We start from the raw sequence: 21,874 nt of genomic DNA, 5'->3' as shown, positions 1-21,874 counted from the left end.
CCATGAAGGGTCGTCTGCTGCACCTCATCGCTCGCACGCGCGACTCGTTCTGGTTCGTGCCGGGCCTCTTCGTCATCGGCTCGATCGTGCTCGCCGAGCTGGTCGTGCTGCTGGATCGGCTCGCGCCAGTACCTGCCTGGGCTGGCGGACTCATTCTCGAGGTGGGTGCCGACGGCGCGCGCGGCCTGCTCACGGCGATCTCTGGCTCCATGCTGGGTGCCGCCGCGACGATGTTCTCGATCACGATCGCGGTTCTCGCCCTGACCTCGTCGAACTACGGTCCGAGGCTCGTGCGCAACTTCATGGCAGACCGAGGCAATCAGGTGGTGCTGGGAGGCTTGGTCTCCATCGCGCTGTACGCCCTCATCGTCGTGCGGCACATCAGGATTGAGGACGTGGACAGCTCGTCATTCGTGCCGCACCTCGCGGTGAATCTCGCGGTGGTGCTGCTGGTGGCCGGCATTGGTCTGCTCGTCTACTTCATCCACCACATCGCGTCTGACATTCAGGTCTCCACGCTGTCGGCCGCGGTGCGCGGCGAGCTCATCCGCCGGCTCGATGAGCAGTTCCCGCTGGACGCCGAGGCCGAGGTCGTGCCCTCGCGCGAGTGGATCGACTCCTCCGGCAGGCCCGTGCGCGCAGGGCGCGACGGCTACGTCGGGGCGATCGCCGCCGACGACCTCATCGAGGCCGCCCGTCGCCACGACGTGCGCATCGACGTCGTCGTGCAGCCAGGCACCTACGTCGTCGAGGGTGACCTGCTGGCCACCGTCGAGGGCTCCAAACGCACGGGCGATGACGCGGCGGGTGATCGCGCGATCGTCAGTGCGGTGCGCACCGCGGTCGCTCTCGAGGACGCGCGCACTCCGTACCAGGATCTCGAGCATCTCGTGCGCCAGCTCATCGACCTCGCTGTGCGGGCGCTCAGCCCGGGCACGAACGACCCCCTGACGGCGATCAATGCTCTCGACGACCTCTCGGCCGCGCTCGCTCACGGCATCAGCCGCCCTGATCCGCCCCGCGTGCTCGTCGATGCCGACGGCGATGTCCGGGTGCGTGTCGTGCGCCGCCGGGTCTGCGATCTGACGACCGACGCGCTCGACCTGCTGCGTCCGTATGCGATCTCTCACTCCGCTGTCGTGTGCCGGGCGATTCTGCTCGTTCACCGGGTGGTCGAGCGCGCGCCGGACGCGGCCCGGCCGATGCTGCTGGCCGCTGCTGATCGACTGGTCGACGACTTCACCGCGAGCTCGCCTGCCGCCTACGATCTCGCGCAGGTGCGGGCGGCGCGCGCCGACACGGGTGTGACGCTGTGACGCGGCTGCACGTGCCGGTGCCCGTGCGCTGGAGCGATCTCGACGCGTACGAGCACGTCAACAATGCGCGCATGCTCACGCTTCTGGAGGAGGCCCGCATCGCCGCTTTCTGGAGCGATCCGGCGGGCGGCGCGCCGACGGCCGTTCTCGAGACGGGCCCCGGGTCGCCCTCGATCACGCTCGTCGCGGCGCAGCGCATCGAGTACCTCGATCCCATCCCGTTCCACCGCGATCCGCTCGATGTCGAACTCTGGATCGGCCGGCTGGGCGGCGCGAGTCTCGAGGTCTGCTACGAGATCTTCAGCCCGTCGGATCACGAGCCTCGCACTCTCTACACCCGCGCGGCGACGACCATCGTGCTCGTCGACCGCGCGACGGGCTCCCCGCGCCGGCTCAGCGATGACGCCCGCGCCGCCTGGCAGCCGTACGTCGAGCCGCCGATCGCGTTTCGCGACTGACGTCGGGCGGCGCCCGCGCGGCTCAGTGGTGGTCAGGCGACTCGGGCACGCGCACCATGCCCTCCTGTGCGACGGAGGCCACGAGCATCCCGTCGCGGGTGAAGATGCGCCCCGTCGACAGGCCGCGCCCGCCGATCGCATTGGGGGATTCCTGAACGTACAGCAGCCACTCGTCGACGCGCGCGAAGCGGTGCCACCACATGGCGTGGTCGAGGCTCGCCATCTTGAGCCCCGCAGTCGACCAGCCGAGGCCGTGTCGGCGCAGGATCGGCTCGAGGATCGAGTAGTCGCTCGCGTAGGCGAGGGCCGCGCGGTGCAGGTTCTCGTCGTCCGGCAGGCGCTCGAGGCACCTGAGCCAGACGGCCTGGTGCGCGACCTGATCGCCGCTCGCGTGCAGGTAGACAGGCGTGTCGACGTGGCGCATGTCGAAGGGTCGGCCGCGCGCCCAGTACTGCGCGGCCGGGTGGTCGATGGCGCCCAGGATGTCGGCCGCGCTCGGCAGCGACTGCGGGTCGGGCACGTCGATCGGCATCGCTGCCTGGTGGTCGAGCCCCGGGTCGATGTCTTGGAAGCTTGCGATCATCGACAGGATCGGGCGCCCGTGCTGATAGGCCTGGGTACGGCGCGTCGAGAACGAGCGGCCGTCGTGGATGCGGTCGACCGAGAAGGTGATCGGCCTGTCGATGTCGCCCGGCCGCAGGAAGTAGCCGTGCATCGAGTGGATGTACCGGTCGGCCTCGACCGTGCGCATGGCCGAGAGCACCGCCTGGGCCATGACCTGGCCGCCGAACACGCGCCGCTGAGGCGTCCACAGGCTCGGCGCGGTGAAGATGTCCTCGCTCGTGCGCGCACCCGTGTCGGTGAGGGTGAGGGCGGCGAGGAGGTCGGCGACGGGGTCGCGAGGCGCATCAGTCATCCGTCGTAGTCTAGAGATCGATGAACGACGCGTTCACCCTCCCCACTCCCGCCGCCGCACAGGATCTCGCTGTGCTGCTCGGGCGCGCCGCACGCCTCGACGCTGCGGCCGCCGTGCGCCTCATCGCCGACTCGGGGGTGCTGGCCATGTACGTCGCGGTCATCACCCCGAAGGGCCTGCTCGACCGGGGCCCCACCGTCCTGGGCCTGCGCACGACGGCGCTCCTGGAGGGTTCCTTCGACGTGGTCGTGCCGATCGCCTCGCTGCAGGCACGCCTGGATGCTGCGCTCGGCTCGGCCCCAGACGGTCCCGTCACCGTGCGCGTGCCGACCGCCGTGCACACCGTGGTGTGGGCCGGCATCTCGCCGCCCCGCGGCGGCTGGCAGCGCATGACCCCGCTCGACCCGGCGCCGCTCGCGACCGCCGCTCGCGCGGGCATCGAGGAGGTCGCCGCCGCGATTCCCGCGAACGCGGGCGAGCAGATCGTGCAGCGGGTGCGCTCAGAGGTCTGGGGTCGCCCGCTTGAGGGCCATGATCATCTGCCCGCGGGGGTCGCGTTCGCGGCGGAGGCTCTCGGGTTCCTCGGCGAGGACCCCGTTCAGCAGTTCGCGACGGGTCCGTGGATTCGCTTGAGCACGCAGCGCGGGCACGTGCTCGTCAAGCAGGGCGCCTGGTCGCTCGGCGCCTGATGCGGCCTACATCCGGGCGATCGCGCGGCCCGCGCGCAGACCCGTGTGCAGGCACCCGCCGAGGAAGGTGCCCTCGAGCGATCGGTAGCCGTGCATGCCGCCGCCGCCGAAGCCCGCAGCTTCGCCCACGGCCCAGAGCCCGGGCAGCACCTCCCCGGTCGGCGTGAGCGCGCGCGAGTCGAGGTCGGTCTGGATGCCGCCGAGGCTCTTGCGCGTGAGCACGTGCAGCCGCACGGCGATCAGGGGCCCGTGGCGGGGGTCGGTGAGGCGGTGCGGCGCGGCGACGCGGATGAGCTTGTCGCCCCGATAGGCGCGCGCGCCGCGGATCGCCGTGAGCTGAGCGTCCTTGCTGAAGCCGTTGTCGAGCATCCGGTCGCGCGATTCGATCTCGTGACAGACACGGGCGGGGTCGAGCGGCGCCTCCGGGTCGAGGGCGCGCATCCGCTCGATGAGCTCGTCCTTCGTGCCGGCGACGATGAAGTCGGCGCCGTCGCGCATGAACCGCTCGACCGCCTCGGTTGCGCCCCTGCCGAGGCGCTGCCGCAGCAGCTCGCGCACGCTGCGCCCCGTGAGGTCGGGGTTCTGCTCGCTGCCGCTGAGCGCGAACTCTTTCTCGATGATGGACTGGGTGGTGACGAACCAGCTGTGGTCGTGACCGGTGCTGCGCAGGTGGGCGAGGGTGCCGAGCGTGTCGAAGCCGGGGAAGAGCGGCGCGGGCAGGCGGCGTCCCGTCGCGTCGAGCCACAGGCTGGAGGGGCCGGGCAGGATGCGAATGCCGTGGCGCGCCCACACGGGGCTGTGGTTCTGGATGCCCTCCACGTAGTGCCACATGCGGTCGCCGTTGATCAGCCGCGCGCCGGCCGTCTCAGCGATACCGAGCCCGCGCCCGTCGACGTGTGCTGGCACGCCGCTGACCATGCGGGTCGGGGCCGTGCCGAGCCGGTCGGGCCACGCGGCGCGCACGAGGTCGTGGTTGCCGCCGATACCGCCGCTGGCGATGACGACGGCGTCGGCGCTGAGTGCGAAGTCGGCGATGATCTCGCGGTTCGAGGCGGCGCCGCGCTCGGCGTCGTCGGGCGCGAGCACGCTGCCGCTGATCCCGGTGACTCGCCCGTCGACGACGGTGAGAGCGTCGACGCGGTGGCGGAACATCAGGGTCACGAGGCCCTCGTCGACGCCGCGGCGCACGGTCGCGACGAACGGCTCGAGGATGCCGGGGCCCGTGCCCCATACGATGTGGAACCGCGGAACCGAGTTTCCGGGGCCCGTGGCGGTATCGCCGCCGCGCTCGGCCCAGCCGACGACGGGGAAGAACCGCACGCCCCTCTGCCGCAGCCATGCGCGCTTCTCACCGGCGGCGAAGTCGAGGTAAGACTCCGCCCACTGGCGGGCATGGTCGTCTTCGGGCCGGTCGAACCCGGCGGTTGCATCCCAGTCTTGCTGGGCGACCTCGATCGAGTCGCGGATGCCCATCCTGCGCTGCTCGGGGCTGTCGACGAGGAACAGCCCGCCGAAGGACCACCACGCCTGCCCGCCGAAGGTCGCCTCGGGCTCCTGGTCGACGATCGTGACGCGCTTGCCCGCGGCGACGAGCTCGGCGGCGGCGACGAGCCCCGCCAGGCCCGCGCCGACGATGATCGCGTCTGCTCGCTGTGTCACGCTGACTCCTTCGTCGGTGGCGCTCCGCCGTGGGGGACCTACTCCGGATTCTCCTCGAAGGTGTTGACCATGGCGTGCGCGGCGCGCTCCAGATAGTCCCACAGGGCGGCGTCGTGCATCGGGGAGAGCTCGAGCTCGTCGACCGCCGCGCGCATGTGGCCGAGCCACCGGTCGCGCGCGTCGGGGTTGACGTGGAAGGACGCGTGGCGCATCCGCAACCGAGGGTGACCGCGCTGCTGGCTGTACGTGGTGGGCCCGCCCCAGTACTGCTCGAGGAAGGCGGTGAGGCGCCACACGGCGCCCTCCAGGTCGTCGTCGGGGTACATGGGGCGCAGCACATCATCGTCGCGGACGCCGTCGTAGAAGCGCCGCACGAGCTTCTCGAAGGTGGCGTGACCGCCGACCTGCTCGAAGAACGGCTCAGGTGGCCCGACGGGGGTCGGGGCGGGGTTCACGAGCGCGACTCCTCGTCGGGCAGCGGCACGGGCTTCGTGCGCGGGGAGCCCTTGCGGCCCGCGGGGCGCTCGAGGCCGTCCATGACGACGCGGTTGAGCGCGGGAAGGCTCACGCCCATGGCGTCGAGGGCCAGCTTGAGGCGTAGGCGCAGCTCGCGTGCGATCTCCCACTGGTCGGCCGTGCGCACCTTCATGACCAGGCGCACGACGAGCGCCTCCGCCGAGATCGACTCGATACCCCAGATCTCGGGGGGTTCGAGCACTTTGCGCTTCCACACCGGGTCGCTGGACATGTCGACCGCGGTCGCGAGCAGCACCTCCTCGACGGCGTGCACGTCGGCCGTGTACGGCACGGGCAGGTCGATGATCACCCGTGCCCAGCCCTGCGACTTGTTGCCGACTCGCAGAATCTCGCCGTTGCGCACGAACCACAGGGTGCCGCCGACATCGCGCACCTGCGTGACCCGCACCCCGACGTTTTCGACGACCCCGACGGCCTCGCCCAGATCGACGACGTCGCCCACGCCGAGCTGGTCTTCGAACACCATGAAGAGGCCGTTGAGCATGTCTTTCACGACGCTCTGCGCGCCGAAGCCGAGGGCGGCCCCCAGAATGCCGGCGGAGGCGATGAGGGCGGTGACCGAGAAGTTCAGCTCGCTGAGCACGAGCACGAACGCGACCGAGACGATGGCCCACGTCACGAGGTTGCGCATGACGCTGCCCATCGTGCGGGTGCGCTGCACGACGCGCACAGCGTGCAGGGGCGAGGCGGTCAGCTCTGTCGTGTGCTCGACGTTCTGCGCTTTCTTGACGCCGTGGACCACCCGATCGACGACGCGATGTATGGCGATGAGCAGCACCCAGCGCAGCAGGATCGCACCGACCACCACGCCCGCGATGCGCAGCGGCGCCTCGTAGGTCACGGCGAAATCGGCGAGGTTCTGCCAGATCGTGGCCCAGTCGATGTCGTCCATGTGGCGCTCAGCCTACTCAGCCGCGGGCGTCGCGCTCCTGCGCCGCGATGGCTCGCTCGACGCCTGCCAGGTTCTCGGTCACGAGGCGGCGCAGGGCCGGGATGCCCGGGTTCGCGTCGAGCCACGCCCGAGTCGCGTCGACGAGAGTCTGGTTGGCGAGCGCCGCCGGGTAGAGGCCGAGCACGAGGTACTCGGCGATCTTGTAGCTGCGGTCGTTCCAGATATCCAGGAGCGAGGCGAAGTACGGCTCGACGAGCTTCTCGAAGGCGCTCGGGTCGTTGGCGTGCTGCCAGCCGAGGCACGTCATGCGCACGATTGCGTTCGGCACGCTGTCGTCGCCCACGAGGCGGTCGAAGGTTGCGCGCTTGCTCGCGGCGTCGGGCAGGGCGGCCCGTGCGCGTGCGGCGGCCTGCTGCCCGTTCGAGGTGTTGTCCTTCGCGAGTGCGGCGTCGATGTCGTCGCTCGTCGCGGCCCCGACGAGGGCGAGACCCTCGAGCAGCAGCCAGTCGAGGTCGGTGTCGATCTCCAGCCCCGGCAGGGTGATCGACCCGTCGCGCAGGCCCGCGAGCGTCTGCCCGTGGGCGGGCGTCGCGGTGAGGTTCGCGAAGTACTGCACGAACTGGAACTGCGCGTCGCTGCCGGCCTCGGCACCCTGGGCGAGCTGCCACAGTGCGTCGGCGATCTTCTCGATCGTCGCGGCGCGCGTGGCGGGGTCGACGTAGGTGCGGGCCACGGCGGCGAGCTGCATGAGGGTCGTGCGGATCGTCGTCGACTCGGTCTCGGTCGCGATGTTGTTCAGCACGAGGCGCACATAGTCGCGCGCGGGGGCCTCGGCATCGCGCGTGGCATCCCACGCCGCGCCCCACACGAGTGCGCGGGCGAGGGGGCTCTCGATGGCCGCGAGGTGCTCGATCGCGACGGCGTGGGACGCCTCGTCGAGGCGGATTTTCGCGTAGGCGAGGTCGTCGTCGTTGAGGAGGATGAGCGCGGGGCGTGCGCGGCCGACGAGCTCGGGCACCTCGGTGCGGTCGCCGTCGACGTCGAGCTCGTGACGGTGAATGCGCGTGAGCGAGCCATCCTGCAGTTCGTAGAAGCCGATCGCCATGCGGTGCGGACGGATGGTCGGGTAGTCGGGGTGCGCGCTCTGCAGCACGGCGAAACTCGTGATGACGCCCTCGTCGTCGACCTCGAGCTCGGGGCGCAGGGTGTTGACGCCCGCCGTCTCGAGCCACTTCTCCGACCATGTGCTGAGCTCGCGCCCACTCGTGGCTTCAAGCTCGGTGAGCAAGTCTCTCAGCTCGGTGTTGCCCCAGGCGTGCTTGCGGAAGTACGCCGAGACGCCCGAGAAGAACTCCTCACGCCCGACCCACGCGACGAGCTGCTTGAGCACACTGCCGCCCTTCGCGTAGGTGATCCCGTCGAAGTTGACCTGCACGTCCTCCAGGTCGTTGATGGTGGCGACGACGGGGTGGGTGGAGGGCAGCTGGTCCTGCTTGTACGCCCAGCTCTTCTCCATGGCCTGGAAGGTCGTCCACGCCTCCGTCCACTCGGTGGCCTCAGCCGTGGCGATGGTCGAGGCCCACTCGGCGAACGACTCGTTGAGCCACAGGTCGTTCCACCACTTCATCGTCACGAGGTCGCCGAACCACATGTGGGCGAGCTCATGCAGGATCGTGACGACGCGGCGCTCCTTGATGGCGTCGGTGACCTTGCTGCGGAAGACGTAGGTTTCGGTGAACGTCACCGCACCCGCGTTCTCCATGGCGCCCGCGTTGAATTCGGGCACGAAGAGCTGGTCGTACTTGTCGAACGGGTACGGAACCCCGAACTGCTCTTCGTAGTAGACGAAGCCCTTGCGCGTGATGTCGAAAATGTAGTCGGAGTCGAGGTACTCGAACAGGCTCGCGCGCGCGTAGATGCCGAGGGGGATCGTGCGGCCGTCGCTGCTGGTCAGCTCGCTGTGGACGCTCTCGTAAGGGCCCGCGATGACGGCGGTGATGTAGCTCGAGACGGGCTGGGTCGGCTCGAACACCGTGGTCGCGGCGTCGCCGTCCTCGGTGCGCGTCGCGACCGGGTAGTTGGAGACGACGGCCCAGTTCTGCGGGGCGGTCACGGTGAAGTGGAAGACGGCCTTGAGGTCGGGCTGCTCGAAGACGGCGAAGACGCGACGGCTGTCGGGCACCTCGAACTGCGAGTACAGGTACACCTCGCCGTCGACGGGGTCGACGAAGCGGTGCAGGCCCTCGCCCGTGTTGGTGTACTCGTGGTCGGCGACGACGGTGAGCACGTTGCGCTCGGCGAGGTTCGGCACCTGGATGCGCGTGCCGTCGGCCACCGCGGCGGGGTCGAGCTGCTCGCCGTTGAGCTCCACACTGTGCACGGTGCGTGTGATGGCGTCGAGGAAGGTGCTCGAGCCGGCGGTGGCCGTGAAGGTGACCGTCGATGTCGAGCGGAACACCTCGTCCCCGGTCGTCAGGTCGAGGGCGACGTGGTAGCTCTCGGTCGAGACGGTGCTCGTGCGCTCGTGCGCTTCGGCGCGGGTCAGGTTGTCTCCGGGCACGGGTGTGGCCTCCTTCGGCTGCAGGGCGATGCGCGGTTCGTGGCCGCGCTGGCCCAGCCTAGTGGCGCGTGCTGGGCGCGCCCGGCGAGGGCCGGGGGGCGCTGGGGGCGAGCTTCGTGCCGTCGGGGCCGCTGATGGCTGACGGCTCGCCGCGATCGAGCTCGACGCGCAGCCAGAGAAAACCGTGAGCCGGGATCGTGAGCCCGCGGGTCAGGTCGTGATCCTTGTCTGTCACCAGGTCGACGGCGCGCGCGGGCAGGCCGGAGAGGGTGAGCGGCTCGATGCGGGCGGGGTCGTCGCCGACGTTGGCGAGGCACAGCACGAGCGTCTCCACGCCAGCGTGCGACCCGGGTCGTTGGTACCCGACGACGCTCGGCACTTTCGCGTCGAAGCCGATGAGGGTGCCTCCGGCGAACTCGGGGGTGCGGCGGCGCACGTCGATCAGCGCGCGTAGGCGCGAGTAGAGCATCCCGGGCTCCGTGCTCGGGTCGAGGCGGTCGCGGTACCGGTCGGCGGGGTAGTGGGGGCGGTGCGCCCAGCGGCTGTCGTCGGCGTGGCCGGGCTCCTCGGCCCAGCCCGGGTCGTTGAGCTGCCCGACCTCGTCTCCGAGGTACAGCAGCGGAACGCCGCCCGTCGAGAGCACGATCGAGTGCGCGAGCACGATGCGGTCGAGGCCTCCCGCGTCGCCGATGTCGAGACCCGCGAGGGACGCGGTCGTGCCCGAGATGCGGCAGTCGCCCGTGGCCGGGTTGTCCTGGAAGGGGATGCCGCGCGCGAAGCTGCCGGGGAACCGCCCGACGTAGAAGTTGTTGAGAAAGCGCCGGTGCTCGAACCCGTCGATGCCGAGCTCGGCGGCGTCTTCGTCGGCGAAGGTCCAGCCGATGTCGTCGTGGCTGCGCACGTAGTTGACCCACGCGGTGCCGGGCGGCAGGGCGTGACGCCGGTCGAGCGCCTGCTGCAGGAGGCGCGCATCCCGCGTCGCGAGGGAGTTCCAGATGAGGGCCATCTGCAGCGGGTTGTAGCTGAGCTGGCACTCCTCGGGCGAGATGTACTCGATGACCTGGTCGGGGTGCACGATCGCCTCCGACTTGAACAGCAGGGCGGGCGCCGCGATGCGGCACACGGCGTTGAAAGCCTGCAGCAGCAGGTGCGCCTCGGGCAGCGACTCGCTGCTCGTGCCGAGCTGCTTCCAGATGAAGGCGACGGCGTCCATGCGCAGAATCTCCACGCCCTGGTTGGCGAGGAAGAGCATCTCGCCCGCCATGGCGCGGAAGACCGCGGGGTTCGAGTAGTTGAGGTCCCACTGGAAGGAGTGGAAGGTCGCCCACACCCAGCGACCGCTGCCGTCCGGCATCGGCACGAAGGAACCGGGATGGTCGTCGGGGAAGATCTCCCGCACCGTCTGCTCGTACCGGTCGGGCATGGTGCGGTCGGGGAAGACCCAGTAGTAGTCCTCGAACTCCTTCTCGCCCGCGAGGGCGCGCCGCGCCCACTCGTGCTCGTTCGAGGTGTGGTTGAAGATGAAGTCGACGACGAGCGCGATGCCGTGGGCGCGCAGCTCGGCGGCGAGAGCGATGAGCTGCGCCATGTCGCCGAGTGCGGGGCTCACCTCCCGGTAGCTGGAGACGGCGTAGCCGCCGTCGCTGTTCTCCTCGGGGGCGAGGAACAGCGGCATGAGGTGCAGGTACGTGAGGCCCAGTTCTTGGAAGTACGGGATGCGCGCGCGCACACCCTCGAGGTTGGTCGCGTACCGGTCCACGTAGCACACCCCGCCGAGCATGCGATTGCTGAGGAACCAGCCCGGGTCATCCTCACGACCGGCGTCGAGAGCCCGCAGGTCGGGGGGGCGCTCCTGCCAGGATTCGGCGAGCTGCACGAGCAGGGCGTCGAGATGCTCGGAGGTCGCGTCGGAGTCGCCGTAGACGCGGGTGATGAGGCTCTGCAGGCGCGGCAGTTCGCGCTCGACGCGGGCCGTGAAGCGGGCCCACTCCTGCTCGGTCGTCTCAGGGCGGCGCACCTCGTCGAGCGCGCGCGGCCAGTTCTGCAGCGGCGTCACGGGGCCATTCTAGGCGGGCCGACTCCGGGCATCCCAAGGCATCAACTGTTGTCCAGGTGGACAACCCGTGCGACGATAGAGGCATGGCCACGACCGTGTTCGAGCGCGCCCGCCCTGACGCCCGCCTCATCGCCGACGCCCTCGAGGGCTCCCGCCTCTCCCCGTTCTGGCTCGACGACCTGCCCGAGCGTCCCGCACTACCGGCACTCGACGGCCGCATGCACGCCGACCTGGCGGTCGTCGGCGGCGGCTACACGGGACTCTGGACGGCGCTGCTCGCCCAGGAGCGCGACCCGAGCGCGCGCATCGTGCTCGTGGAGGGCAAGAGCGTCGGCTGGGCGGCGAGCGGCCGCAACGGCGGCTTCGTCGAGGCGAGCCTCACCCACGGCGAGAAGAACGGCCAGACGCGATTCCCCGCCGAGCTCGACACCCTCGACCGGCTCGGCATGGAGAACCTCGACGCGATCGGGCGCACCGTGCGCGACCGCGGCTGGGATTGCGACCTTGAGCGCGTCGGCTCCTTCGCCGTCGCGACCGAGCCCTACCAGGTGGCCGAGCTCGCCGCCGCCCACGACGGCGAGACCGAACGGTTCTACGACGCGGCCGCCATGCGCGAGCAGGTGCACTCCCCGACGTACGAGGGCGGGCTCTGGTCGATGCGCGATACGGCGCTCGTGCATCCCGGCAAGCTCGCCGACGCCCTGCTGCGCGCGTGCCTCGACGCGGGAGTCGAGGTGTTCGAGCACTCCGCCGTGAGCGGGCTGCGTGCGGAGGCAGACGGAATCGAGCTGAGCATCCGCACCGGAGGCGTGCTGCTCGCCGACAGAGTCGCCCTCGCCACCAACGCCTTCCCCTCCCTGCTGAAACGCTACCGGCTGCACACCGTGCCCGTGTACGACTACGTGCTCATGACGGAGCCGCTCACCGACACCCAGCTGGCCTCGATCGGGTGGGAGGGCCGCCAGGGCATCGCCGACAGCGCCAACCAGTTCCACTACTACCGGTTGAGCGCCGACAACCGCATCCTCTGGGGCGGCTACGACGCCATCTACCACTTCGGCGGGCGCATCAGGCCCGAGTACGACGACCGACGCGAAAGCTTCGAGACCCTCGCGAGCCACTTCTTCACAACCTTCCCCCAGCTGGAAGGTGTGCGCTTCAGCCACCGCTGGGCCGGCGTCATCGACACCTGCAGTCGCTTCTGCGCCTTCCACGCGACGGCGCATCAGGGGCGCGTCGCCTACTCGGCGGGCTTCACCGGCCTCGGCGTCGCGGCGACGCGATTCGCGGCCAACGTCATGCTCGATCAGCTCGCCGGCGAGCAGACCGAGCGCACCGCACTGCGCATGGTAAACGAGCTGCCCCTGCCGTTCCCACCCGAGCCCGCCACCTACCCGTCAGTGCAGTCGGTGCGCTGGGCGCTCGACCGCGCCGACCACCGCGAGGGGCACCGCAATCTTTTCCTTCGCACCCTCGACGCAGTAGGGCTAGGGTTCGATTCGTGACCCGACTTCCGCTCGACGCCGCGACCGTGCTGCAGGCACTGTCGCTCGAGCTCGAGCACGAGCCCGTGGACGCCGATCAGGTCGTATCGGGCAGCCCGACTACGGGCATCGCGGCGCTCGCGGAGCTCGACGACGTCGAGATCGGGGTGTGGGAGATCACCCCCGGCATCGTGACCGATGTCGAGGTCGACGAGGTGTTCGTCGTGCTCAGAGGTCACGCGACCCTGCGTCGCGAGGACGGCAGCGAGTCTGAGCTCGTCGCCGGCACGGTCGGCCGTCTCGAGGACGGCGAGGAGACCGAGTGGGAGGTGCACGAGACGCTGCGCAAGATCTACATCGCGTAGCGCCCCGTGCTGACCTCCCAGCGCCGACCGCGCTCTGCGGGCCCCGAATGCCCTGGCGCGACCGTTCGTCGAGGCGGTGCTAGAACGTCGAATCCCCCCGGATGACGACGTCGCTGCCTCCGTCGACGAAGACGATCTGACCGCACAGGTGGGTGTTCTCGACACTCACGAGGTAGGCGAGCAGGTTCGACACTGCCGCCGGTTCGGCGATGCCGTTGAGAGGCATGGGCACCATCTCGAGCAGGCCCTTCGTCGCCTCCTCGGTCGCCGTCAGGTCGGCCGTCATGGGCGTGCGGATGACGCCCGGCGCGACCGCGTTGAGCGGAATGCCCGCCCCCGCCCAGTCGTTTGTCGCCGCGTTCTGGCGAATCCAGCGCACGAGCGCCCGCTTGGTCGAGCCGTAGATGAGCGCACCTTGCTCGGCGTCGAGGAGCTCTTGCGTGCGGTGCAGCGCGGCCTTCTCGTCGTGCGCGAGGCACGCATCGACGAGCTCGTCGTCGACGGGGAAGAGCGAGGCCATGGATGCCGTGGCCACCGCTCGCGGAGCATCCGAGCCCGCCAGCAGCGGGCGCAGCCCCTCGAGTGTCGCGATAGCGCCGAAGTAGTTCACGGCGACGGTCGCCACGGATTCCGTCGCGAGCCCCGCGTTGGCGACGACCGCGTCGATCGTGCCGCCACTGAGCCGCGTGGCCTCCGCCACGAGGGCGTCACGGCCTTCGGGCGTGGTGAGGTCGGCGGTGACGTCGGCGTCGTGCAGGTCGACACCGATGATGGTGTGGCCCTGGCCGCGCAGAAGCTCGGCGAGTGCGGCGCCGATGCCGCTCGCCGCGCCGGTGATGACGTAGGTGCGAGTCATGAGGTGACTCCTTTCGTCTCGATGCGCCCCACGGTGTCAGCCCTGCTCGCGCGCGTCCAGGGCCTTTCGTCCCGGCCTAGAATCGAGGCCATGCGCATCCACGTCGCCACCGACCACGCCGGCCTCGAGCTCAGCGCCACGGTTCGCGCGCACATCGCCGCGCAGGGGCACGAGGTCATCGACCACGGGCCGATCGAGTTCGACGCGCTCGATGACTATCCGAGCTTCTGCATCAATGCCGCGCGCGCCGTCGCGCGCGACCAGATGGCGGGAGTGGAGGCGCTCGGCGTCGTCTTCGGCGGTTCGGGCAATGGCGAGCAGATCGCGGCCAACAAGGTGCAGGGCATCCGCGCGGCGCTTGTCTGGAGCGAAGCGACGGCGAGCCTGGCCCGTGAGCACAACGATGCGAACGTGATCGCGGTGGGCGCCCGCCAGCACGCGGTCGACGAGGTCCTGACGCTCATCGACGTCTTCATCGCGACCCCGTTCCCCGGGGAGGAGCGCCACGCGCGCCGCATCGCGCAGCTCGCCGAGTACGAGTCGACGGGCGCGATCGTCGGCCACGAGATCCACTGACGCTGCCGTGCCCGAGGGTCACTCCGTTCACCGCATCGCGCTGCAGTTCGCACGGCACTTCGTCGGTGAGCGCGTGACCGCCAGCTCGCCCCAGGGCCGCTTCGCCGAGGGTGCGGCGCTGCTCGACGGCCGCACGATGACGCAGTCTCGAGCGGCTGGCAAGCAGCTCTTCCTCGAGTTCGATCAGGCGCTGTACCTGCGCGTGCACCTGGGCATCTACGGGGCCTGGGACTTCGCCGGGTCCGTCGGCCATGACCCCGTGACGCGGTCGTCGGGCGGCCGGATGGGCCAGACCGGTCAGCACGGCGTCGAGAGCGACGACGACGCGGATGCTCCGGGCACGGTCGTCGACGAGCACGAGAACTCTCTCGCCTCGATCGGGGCGCCGCGCCGCGCACGACTGCGGATGGGCGAGCAGTCGAGCACCACCGAGGTGCTCGAGTCGTTTCCCGCTGAGCCGGTCGGCCAGGTACGGGCGAGACTGCTCACGACGACGGCTGTCGCCGATCTGCGTGGCCCGACGGCGTGCGAAGTGCTCGACGCCGCCGCCGTGCAGGAGGTCGTCGACCGTCTGGGGCCCGACCCGCTTGTCGACGACGCTGAGGTGGGCGAGGAGCGCATGCTCGAGCGGGTGCGCCGCCGGCGGGTGCCGATCGGGCTTCTGCTCATGGATCAGTCGGTCGTGAGCGGCATCGGCAACGTGTACCGCGCCGAGCTGCTCTTCCGCGCCAGGCTTGACCCCCACACGCCGGGGGCGAGCCTGCCGGAGGAGGTCGTGCGCGAGCTGTGGCGCGATTGGCGGTATCTGCTGGGCGTCGGCGTCGAGACAGGCCAGATGCTGACGATGGACGGCCTCGATGAGGAGGCCCAGCGTCGTGCCCGGCGCAGCCGTGCCGACCGGCACTGGGTCTACAAGCGGGAGGGGCTGCCGTGCCGCATCTGCGGCACGCACATCGTGCTCGAGCTCGCCGCGGCGCGCAAGCTGTACTACTGCCCGTCGTGCCAGCAGTGATCGTCACCATCGTTCGAGAGGTTCGACCATGAGGCACACGCCGCACTACATCCTCGACGACGAGGTCGAGCTGCGTCGGCTCGTGCGCGAGAACCCGTGGTGCACGATCGTCTCGGCCACGAGCGAGCACGGTCTCGTCGCCTCGCACTACCCGTTCCTGCTGGACGAGGAGGCCGAGCAGCTCACGCTTCTGAGCCACGTAGGGCGCCCCGACGAGACGCTGCACGAGCTCGGCGACCACGAGGTTCTCGTCATCGTGAAGGGGCCGCACGGCTACATCTCGCCGAGCTGGTACGAGCCGGGCGACATCATCCCGACCTGGAACCACGTGACCGCGCATCTCTACGGCACTCCGCAGATTCTCAGCGACGACCAAAACCTGCGTGTGCTCTCGCGCCTCACCGACCACTTCGAGCAGCACGTCGTCGAGCCGCGCGGGCTGCACCTCGACGCGGAGTATTCTCGTCGCGTGGCACGGGGCACGGTCGGTCTGCGCCTGACGATCGACCGCGTCGACGCGCGCGCGAAGCTCAGCCAGAACAAGCCGCAGCCTGTCGCACGGCGCATCATTGATGAGCTCGAGGGCGACGGGCCGTACGCGCAGTCGGAACTGGCGCGCGAGATGAGGAGGGTGCATGATCCGCGCGATCCTTAACGCGCGACCGCTCGGCGGTCACGACCTGATTGACCTTACGATCGCCGACGGCGTCATCGCGAGCATCGCTCCTGCCGGCTCGGTCGACCCTCGCGCCTTCGCGGAGGGCGAAGCGGTGGACGTTGAAGGCCGCTGGTTGCTGCCCGGTCTGTGGGACGAGCACGTCCACTTCACGCAGTGGGCGCAGCACATCACCCGACTGGATCTCTCTGGAGCCGAGACCGCGGCAGAGGCGGTCGCGATCGTACGCTCGGCGATCGTGCACGGCGAGTTCGAGGACGACACGGTCATCATCGGCGGGGGCTTCCGCGACGGTCTCTGGCCCGACGAGCCGACCGCGGAGCTGCTCGACACCGTCGTTCCCGATCGACCCGTCGTGCTGATCAGCGGCGACGTGCACTGCGCGTGGCTCAACACGCTCGCGCTCGAGCGCTACGGCTTCGACTCGCCAGACGGCATCCTCCGGGAGGAGGAGGCCTTCGCCGTCACGGCGATGATCGACGCGTCGACTCACGAGGAGCTCGACCGATGGGTCGCGCAGGCCGCCGCGGATGCGGCGGCGCGCGGCGTGGTGGGCATCGTCGATCTGGAGATGCGCTGGAACCACGCCGACTGGCAGCGACGTGTGGCGGAGGGGTTCGACACGCTGCGCGTGGAGTTCGGCATCTACCCCGATGACCTCGATCGCGCGATCGAAGCCGGGCTGCGCACGGGTGACAGCGTGGGGGGAACCGTCTCGGTGGGCCCGCTGAAGGTCATCACCGACGGCTCCCTCAACACCCGCACCGCGTACTGCTGCGATCCGTACCCCGAGGAGGCGCCGAACCCCTACGGTCGACTGCTCGTGCCGCCGTGCGACCTCCAACCGATGCTGGTGAAGGCCCGTGACGCGGGGCTGTCGGCGACGGTTCATGCGATCGGCGACGCCGCCAATCGGCTGGCCCTGGACGCGTTCGCAGCGCTCGGCGGCGGGGGTCGCATCGAGCACGCGCAGCTCGTGCACGAGGCCGACATTCCGCGGTTCGCGGCGCTCGGGGTGACGGCGAGCGTGCAGCCCGAGCACCTTCTCGACGATCGCGATGTCGCAGCGCACTACTGGCGCGGTCGCACGCAGCGTGCCTTCGCGGTGCGCTCGCTCATCGATGCGGGCACGCACGTCGTGCTCGGCTCAGATGCCCCGGTGGCGAATCTCGATCCGTGGCGCGCGATCGCCGCCGCGACCACGCGCACGCGCGACCATCGCGAGCCGTTCCACCCCGAGCAGTGCATCAGCGTCGCCGAGGCCATCGGATGCTCGACGCGCTCGCGCGTCGAAGTCGGAGAACCCGCCGATCTCATCGCCGTCGAGTTCGACCCTCTCGAGGCCGACGAAGCTCTGCTGCGCACGATGCCGGTTGCGCTCACGCTCCTCGGCGGGCGCGTCACGTTCAGCATCATCGATACGGTGCGCACACCGCTCGAGATCGTCGAACTCTGACGATGCCGCTCCCGCCGCGCAGCGACGCTACTCGGCGATGTGGGAGTAGAGGAACCAGCGGTCCTGCTCAAGGCCGTTGGTGATCTCGATCGCGATGTCTTGACTGACCGGGTCGATCTCCTCGAGGCCTTCGATCGCCGCCCGCAGGCTCACGAGCGTCGCGTCGATGCCGGCGATGATGTCGGCGATCAGCACATCTGTCTTCTGGAACCCCGTGCTGACGCCGGGCACTGTCGTCTTGTGCGCGATCGTCGCCGTGCGCGCGTCAATCGGCAGGCCGAGGGCGGCGACGCGCTCGGCGGCGAGATCGGTCCATTCGCGCGTGTGCTCCACGAGGGTGTCGAGCAACTCGTGCACGGGCTGGAAGTTGCTACCCCTCACGTGCCAGTGCGCCTGCTTGCCCTCGAGCGAGAGCGCGCTCAGGTCGATGACGATGGGGGTGAAGTACTGGGCGACTCCGGAGGTCAGGGCCGGGTCCTTCGCGCCCTTGGGGGCGTCGGCGACGGTGGTCATGGAAACTCCTTCTTGCGTAGGGGTCGTCACACGGTGCCGTGCGGGTCATCACGATAGAACACGCCCCTGAGAGCATCCATTCCTTGCCCAGGCGGCCTTCAGGTTGGCGGTCGGTGCCGTCTGGTCACCGCAGGTCGGCGATGCGGCGGGCGATGCTGCGCACGTTCTGCACCCGGCGCTCGTAGCGGGCGGCGAGCAGCACGACGACGATGCCGGCCAGGCCCAGCCAGATCCACCACTCGACCGCGCGGCCGACGCGCTCCAGCAGCGGCCAGGACTGCACGAGAAGATGCACGAGCAGCACGGCGCCGCCGATCACGAAGGGGGCCTGCAGACGCTGCTGCAGGGCGAGCACGAAGACGAGTACCGCGACCGCGCCGAGCGCGATGGTGCGCCACAGCGGCTCTCCGGCGCCGTCGACCGCCAGCAGGGAGGGAACGAGCAGAGCGAGGATGCCCGGCCCGAGCCACGGCCAGCTGCGGGCGCTCGCCTCCCGGCCGAGCTGCAGTGCGCCGATGCCGAGAAGGGCCAGAGCGAGGGGCACGCTCACGAGCTCGACAGGCTGCACAGCGCCGAGCACGCCCGCTAGGCCCGCGACCGCGGCGGCGAGGCCCGCGGCGGTCGCGGTGACCGCGACGCGCGCGGTGCTGGGAGGGGCGAACCAGGCGAGCAGGGCGAGCGCCGCGAGCAGAGCGACGAGCAGCGCCATGCGCACCTGCTCGAGCGGGGGGAGCGCGATGCCTGCTGGCGAACCGAGCAGTTCGCTCGCACGCACCACCTGGGCGGCGGCGGAGAGAGTCGTGCTGCCGAGCCCGACGACGACCATGCCGACAGACAGGCCGCGGAACGCCGCTTCGAGTCGACCGCCGACCGCGAGCGGCACGAGCGCGATCACCGCGCCGAGAGCGCCGACGACGATGAGTCGCCACGGAGCGTCCACACCGCTGGCGGCCGCGAGCGGCAGGAGGGCGAGGGCGAGGGCCGCGCTGACCACGATCGCAACCCCCGCCGTGGTGCCCCGTCCGGCGCGAGCGATGAGAGCGGCGATCACGAGCAACGCCCCGGCGACGGGCAGGATGAAGGCTTCGAGCTGGGTGATCTCGGCGTCGAGCAGCAGCCACCACAGCGCCGCCGTGGCGAGGGCGACCGCGAGCCAGCCCACGTGGCGTCGCGGGCTCGACGACCCGACGAGACCGTCAGCACTCGTCGCGAGGATCACCGCGATGACCGATGCAGCGAGCAGACCGAGTGCCACCGTGATGGATGCGCGCTCGACATGCTGCGCGATCGTGGCGGCGAGCACCACGACGCCGACAGCGCCGATCGAGAGATCGGTCGCGAGGCGCAGCCGGGCATCCTCTCGTGGCCTCACGACCACGGCGAGCGCGATCGCCGCGACCACGATGAGGCTCGACAGGGTCAGCGGGAGCGTGAGATCGGCGACGCTCTGCCCGTCGGCCAATGCGAATGCGCCCCGCGCGACGACGAGCGGCACCACGATGCGGGCGGCCCACCTTTCGACGCGGTGCCCGCGTGCGCCGATCACCGTCAGCGCGCCGAGCAGCGCGACGATGGCCGCGACGTACGGCACGTCTGCGCCGATGTCGAGGCCGCCGATGCTGAGGCTGTTCGGGTCGAGGCCGCGCGGCTGGAGCGCCAGCGCGAGCAGGGCACCGCCCAGGGCGACACCCCCCGCGGCGAGGCGCTCGACGAGCTCGAGCCTCCCGACACCGATGGCCAGCAGCACCACCGAAGCGGTGAGGAGGGCGACGGCGGGCACTCCCCAGTCGAGGCCGAGGCGAGCGAGTTCGGTCTCGGCGGCCGCGGCGACGCCCATCACGAGCGCGGCCGCCACCCCGAGCGCGATCCCGCGTACCCAGCGCACGCTCGTCGCGGGGCGAGCGAGCAGCAGTGCGAGAAGCGCGATCGTGAGTCCGAGCATCCAGCCGCGCTGCACCGCCCAGCCGATCGCGAACGCACCGAAGGCGGAACCCACGACGAGCGGGCTGAGCGAGGCGATGAGCGCGCGCCGCCCTTCCTCGTCGTCGACACGCACTGCCCGGTGCACGGTGACCGCACCGCCGAGGGACAAGGCGGCGAGAAGCAGCATGACGAGCCACCAGGGGCCCGCGAGCGGCACGGTCAGTACGAGAATGACGGCCAGGGCGGGGCCGAGCGCGCGAGCCCGCGACCGCAGTCGGCCCATGCTCGCCCAGCTCGCCGCCAGCGCACCCGCGCTGAGGGCGAGCGCACCCAGGGCGGCGAGCACGGCGGGCTCGGGCGTCGCCACAGCGCCGCCGACAGAGCCGGGCAGCACGCGGAGGCCCGCGGTGGCCGCCTCGGCGAACGCCGACGCCGCCACGAGACCCGCGAGCGCGGCCGCGACGACGGCGGCCGCTGACGCCGCGACGGTGCCGCTGGCGTAGCCGGTTCGCCAGACCCCGGGGGCTCGAGAACGTCGCCAGAGTTGCTCGCCGACGACAGCGATCACGACCGCGACGAGGAGGGGCATGCTGACGGTCGCGCGATCCTGGTCGACACGCAGCGTCGTCACGAGCCCGCCGACGAGCGCCGCGAGGGCGCTGCCCGCGCCGAGCGCGGCCGCGGTGAGCGTGTCGAGAGTGCGGCGCCGGTCGGAAGCGCCTCGAGCCTCGCGGTCGAGCGGGGCGAGGTGGGCGACGGCGAGACCGCCGAGTGCGAGCCCGCCGAGCAGCGGGGCGAAGCGCTCGCCCGGCAGAAGGTTGACGAGCTCGGCGAGCGCCACGACCGCGGCGACCGCGCCGACGAGGCGCGCGACGACGTGCCCCGCGCGTCGCGTCGCGGGCTGCGCGCGGGAGACCGTTCTGGCAGAGAATCCCGCCGTGCCGACCACGGCGAGGGCACCGAGGAAGGCTGCGAGTGATGACCCCGAGTCGCCGACGCTCGTCGAGGCCAGCCGCGCCACCAGATGAGAGGTGGCGAGCCCCGCGCCGATCGGCAGGAGGGCGGCCGCCACCACGGCGGGGCTCGCGAGCCGTCCCCATCGCGACCAGGTCGCGGCGATGACGCCGACCGCGAGCAGGGCCACGCCCCAGTAGCCGCGCTCAGGCAGCGCGCCGAGCCCGGCCGGGTCGTTCAGCCGGAGTGCCCAGGCGTCGAGCACGAGCACGATGGTGCCGAGTACAGCGACGCCTTCCGCGGTCGCGGCGAGGCCCCGACGTGAGAGCACCGCGGCTGTGGCGAGCGTCGCGAGAGTGCCCGCACCGATGATGAGCATGCGCACGGTCTCGCCGTAGGTGACGAAGGCGAAGACGAGGCCGAAGACGGCGAACACGGCGAGCAGAGAGACGCCGACGACGACGAGGGCGATCTGGATGCTCGAGCGACGTGTGGCCCCTGCGGCCGGCTGCGCCGCAGCAGGACCGTGCGCTGGCGCGCGCGGAGCAGGGGCTGCGGCAGACGGGGAATCTGCGCGTGCTGCGGCCCGGGCCGCAGCACGGTCTGCCGTGTCGCGCCGGATGCGTCCGACGATGTCGGCCCGGGCATCCAGCTCGTCGGCGATACGCGCCGACAGCGCGGCGAGCTCGGCCGTTGCCGGATGCGTGAGATCGAGGCCGCAGGTACCGCACGGGGTGCTGCGCACGGCGGCGAAGCATGCCGGGCATGCGGTCGTCGACCGCAGGTCGCCGGGGCCGCGGGGAAACCGCAGGGTACCCGCCCACGCACGGTCGGGACGCGCGCCGTCGGCGGACTCGCTCATACCGACACCGTACTGGCCCGCGCGTATTCGCATAGCGACAACCCACGCTCGGCGTCTCTGGCGGAACCGGGTCGCGATCAGGCAGAATCGTCGGAACGTTTCTGTGCCTTTGTC

General features: G+C 70.7%; 18 protein-coding genes. 9 read left to right on the top strand and 9 right to left on the bottom strand.

The genetic code is table 11. The features are described 5' to 3' along the window. Positions 1 to 2: 2 nt before the first annotated feature. On the top strand, positions 3 to 1,316 hold the full coding sequence (locus RJQ01_RS03050; protein ID WP_350475236.1) for a DUF2254 domain-containing protein: 1,314 nt from the start codon (positions 3 to 5) through the stop codon (positions 1,314 to 1,316). Next, on the top strand, positions 1,313 to 1,774 hold the full coding sequence (locus RJQ01_RS03045; RefSeq protein WP_350475235.1) for an acyl-CoA thioesterase: 462 nt from the start codon (positions 1,313 to 1,315) through the stop codon (positions 1,772 to 1,774). The genes RJQ01_RS03050 and RJQ01_RS03045 overlap by 4 nt, the downstream gene beginning before the upstream one ends. 22 nt (positions 1,775 to 1,796) lie before the next feature. Here RJQ01_RS03045 and RJQ01_RS03040 read toward each other — a convergent pair whose 3' ends face one another. Further along, positions 1,797 to 2,690, bottom strand: coding sequence for an acyl-CoA thioesterase (locus RJQ01_RS03040; RefSeq protein WP_350475234.1), 894 nt, complete (start codon positions 2,688 to 2,690; stop codon positions 1,797 to 1,799). A gap of 20 nt (positions 2,691 to 2,710) precedes the next feature. Here RJQ01_RS03040 and RJQ01_RS03035 point away from each other — a divergent pair, with 20 nt between their 5' ends. Further along, the gene (locus RJQ01_RS03035; protein WP_350475233.1) at positions 2,711 to 3,379 is read left to right on the top strand and encodes a DUF8185 domain-containing protein; all 669 of its coding nucleotides are present in this window, start codon (positions 2,711 to 2,713) and stop codon (positions 3,377 to 3,379) included. A 6-nt stretch (positions 3,380 to 3,385) separates the two neighbouring features. Here RJQ01_RS03035 and RJQ01_RS03030 read toward each other — a convergent pair whose 3' ends face one another. Genes RJQ01_RS03030 through RJQ01_RS03010 form a run of 5 tightly spaced genes read right to left on the bottom strand, consistent with a single transcriptional unit; the run spans position 3,386 to position 11,044 of the window. After that, positions 3,386 to 5,038, bottom strand: a complete 1,653-nt coding sequence (locus RJQ01_RS03030) for an FAD-binding dehydrogenase (protein WP_350475232.1) — start codon at positions 5,036 to 5,038, stop codon at positions 3,386 to 3,388. A gap of 38 nt (positions 5,039 to 5,076) precedes the next feature. Next, the gene (locus RJQ01_RS03025; RefSeq protein WP_350475231.1) at positions 5,077 to 5,493 is read right to left on the bottom strand and encodes a globin; all 417 of its coding nucleotides are present in this window, start codon (positions 5,491 to 5,493) and stop codon (positions 5,077 to 5,079) included. After that, the gene (locus RJQ01_RS03020) at positions 5,490 to 6,467 is read right to left on the bottom strand and encodes a mechanosensitive ion channel family protein (RefSeq protein WP_350475230.1); all 978 of its coding nucleotides are present in this window, start codon (positions 6,465 to 6,467) and stop codon (positions 5,490 to 5,492) included. The genes RJQ01_RS03025 and RJQ01_RS03020 overlap by 4 nt, the downstream gene beginning before the upstream one ends. Positions 6,468 to 6,483: 16 nt before the next feature. Continuing rightward, a complete protein-coding gene (gene pepN, locus RJQ01_RS03015; RefSeq protein WP_350475229.1) occupies positions 6,484 to 9,027 on the bottom strand; it encodes an aminopeptidase N in 2,544 nt (847 codons plus the stop codon). A 58-nt stretch (positions 9,028 to 9,085) separates the two neighbouring features. Then, positions 9,086 to 11,044, bottom strand: a complete 1,959-nt coding sequence (locus RJQ01_RS03010; protein WP_502885219.1) for an alpha-amylase family protein — start codon at positions 11,042 to 11,044, stop codon at positions 9,086 to 9,088. A 122-nt stretch (positions 11,045 to 11,166) separates the two neighbouring features. Between RJQ01_RS03010 and RJQ01_RS03005 the strand changes: the two genes are divergently transcribed. Both RJQ01_RS03005 and RJQ01_RS03000 read left to right on the top strand, forming a co-directional pair. Continuing rightward, positions 11,167 to 12,588: an NAD(P)/FAD-dependent oxidoreductase gene (locus RJQ01_RS03005; protein ID WP_350475227.1), complete on the top strand. Its 1,422-nt coding sequence runs from the start codon at positions 11,167 to 11,169 to the stop codon at positions 12,586 to 12,588. Continuing rightward, on the top strand, positions 12,585 to 12,932 hold the full coding sequence (locus tag RJQ01_RS03000) for a cupin domain-containing protein (RefSeq protein WP_350475226.1): 348 nt from the start codon (positions 12,585 to 12,587) through the stop codon (positions 12,930 to 12,932). The genes RJQ01_RS03005 and RJQ01_RS03000 overlap by 4 nt, the downstream gene beginning before the upstream one ends. 79 nt (positions 12,933 to 13,011) lie before the next feature. Here the strand turns inward: RJQ01_RS03000 and RJQ01_RS02995 are convergent, their stop codons facing one another. Then, positions 13,012 to 13,788 (bottom strand): SDR family oxidoreductase, encoded by a 777-nt coding sequence (locus RJQ01_RS02995; protein WP_350475224.1) that lies wholly within the window; start codon positions 13,786 to 13,788, stop codon positions 13,012 to 13,014. 90 nt (positions 13,789 to 13,878) lie between these two features. Between RJQ01_RS02995 and RJQ01_RS02990 the strand changes: the two genes are divergently transcribed. From RJQ01_RS02990 to RJQ01_RS02975, 4 genes are read left to right on the top strand one after another with little or no spacing between them, the layout of a single operon-like run. After that, positions 13,879 to 14,364: a ribose-5-phosphate isomerase gene (locus tag RJQ01_RS02990; RefSeq protein ID WP_350475223.1), complete on the top strand. Its 486-nt coding sequence runs from the start codon at positions 13,879 to 13,881 to the stop codon at positions 14,362 to 14,364. 7 nt (positions 14,365 to 14,371) lie between these two features. Next, entirely contained in the window at positions 14,372 to 15,376 is a 1,005-nt protein-coding gene (locus RJQ01_RS02985) for an Fpg/Nei family DNA glycosylase (protein WP_350475222.1), read from the top strand. A 28-nt stretch (positions 15,377 to 15,404) separates the two neighbouring features. Further along, the gene (locus tag RJQ01_RS02980; protein ID WP_350475221.1) at positions 15,405 to 16,031 is read left to right on the top strand and encodes an FMN-binding negative transcriptional regulator; all 627 of its coding nucleotides are present in this window, start codon (positions 15,405 to 15,407) and stop codon (positions 16,029 to 16,031) included. Beyond that, entirely contained in the window at positions 16,012 to 17,508 is a 1,497-nt protein-coding gene (locus tag RJQ01_RS02975) for an amidohydrolase (protein WP_350475220.1), read from the top strand. The genes RJQ01_RS02980 and RJQ01_RS02975 overlap by 20 nt, the downstream gene beginning before the upstream one ends. 27 nt (positions 17,509 to 17,535) lie before the next feature. Here the strand turns inward: RJQ01_RS02975 and RJQ01_RS02970 are convergent, their stop codons facing one another. Together RJQ01_RS02970 and RJQ01_RS02965 are read right to left on the bottom strand one after the other, a co-directional pair. Then, entirely contained in the window at positions 17,536 to 18,021 is a 486-nt protein-coding gene (locus tag RJQ01_RS02970) for a Dps family protein (RefSeq protein ID WP_350475219.1), read from the bottom strand. A 124-nt stretch (positions 18,022 to 18,145) separates the two neighbouring features. Next, the gene (locus RJQ01_RS02965; RefSeq protein ID WP_350475218.1) at positions 18,146 to 21,760 is read right to left on the bottom strand and encodes an SCO7613 C-terminal domain-containing membrane protein; all 3,615 of its coding nucleotides are present in this window, start codon (positions 21,758 to 21,760) and stop codon (positions 18,146 to 18,148) included. Between the last annotated feature and the right edge of the window lie 114 nt (positions 21,761 to 21,874).

The organism is Microcella sp., from assembly GCF_040286215.1.
Taxonomy (GTDB): Bacteria; Actinomycetota; Actinomycetes; order Actinomycetales; family Microbacteriaceae; genus Microcella.
The sequence above is the reverse complement of the archived record's forward strand: the minus strand, read 5'-3'. Positions and strand labels throughout refer to the sequence as shown.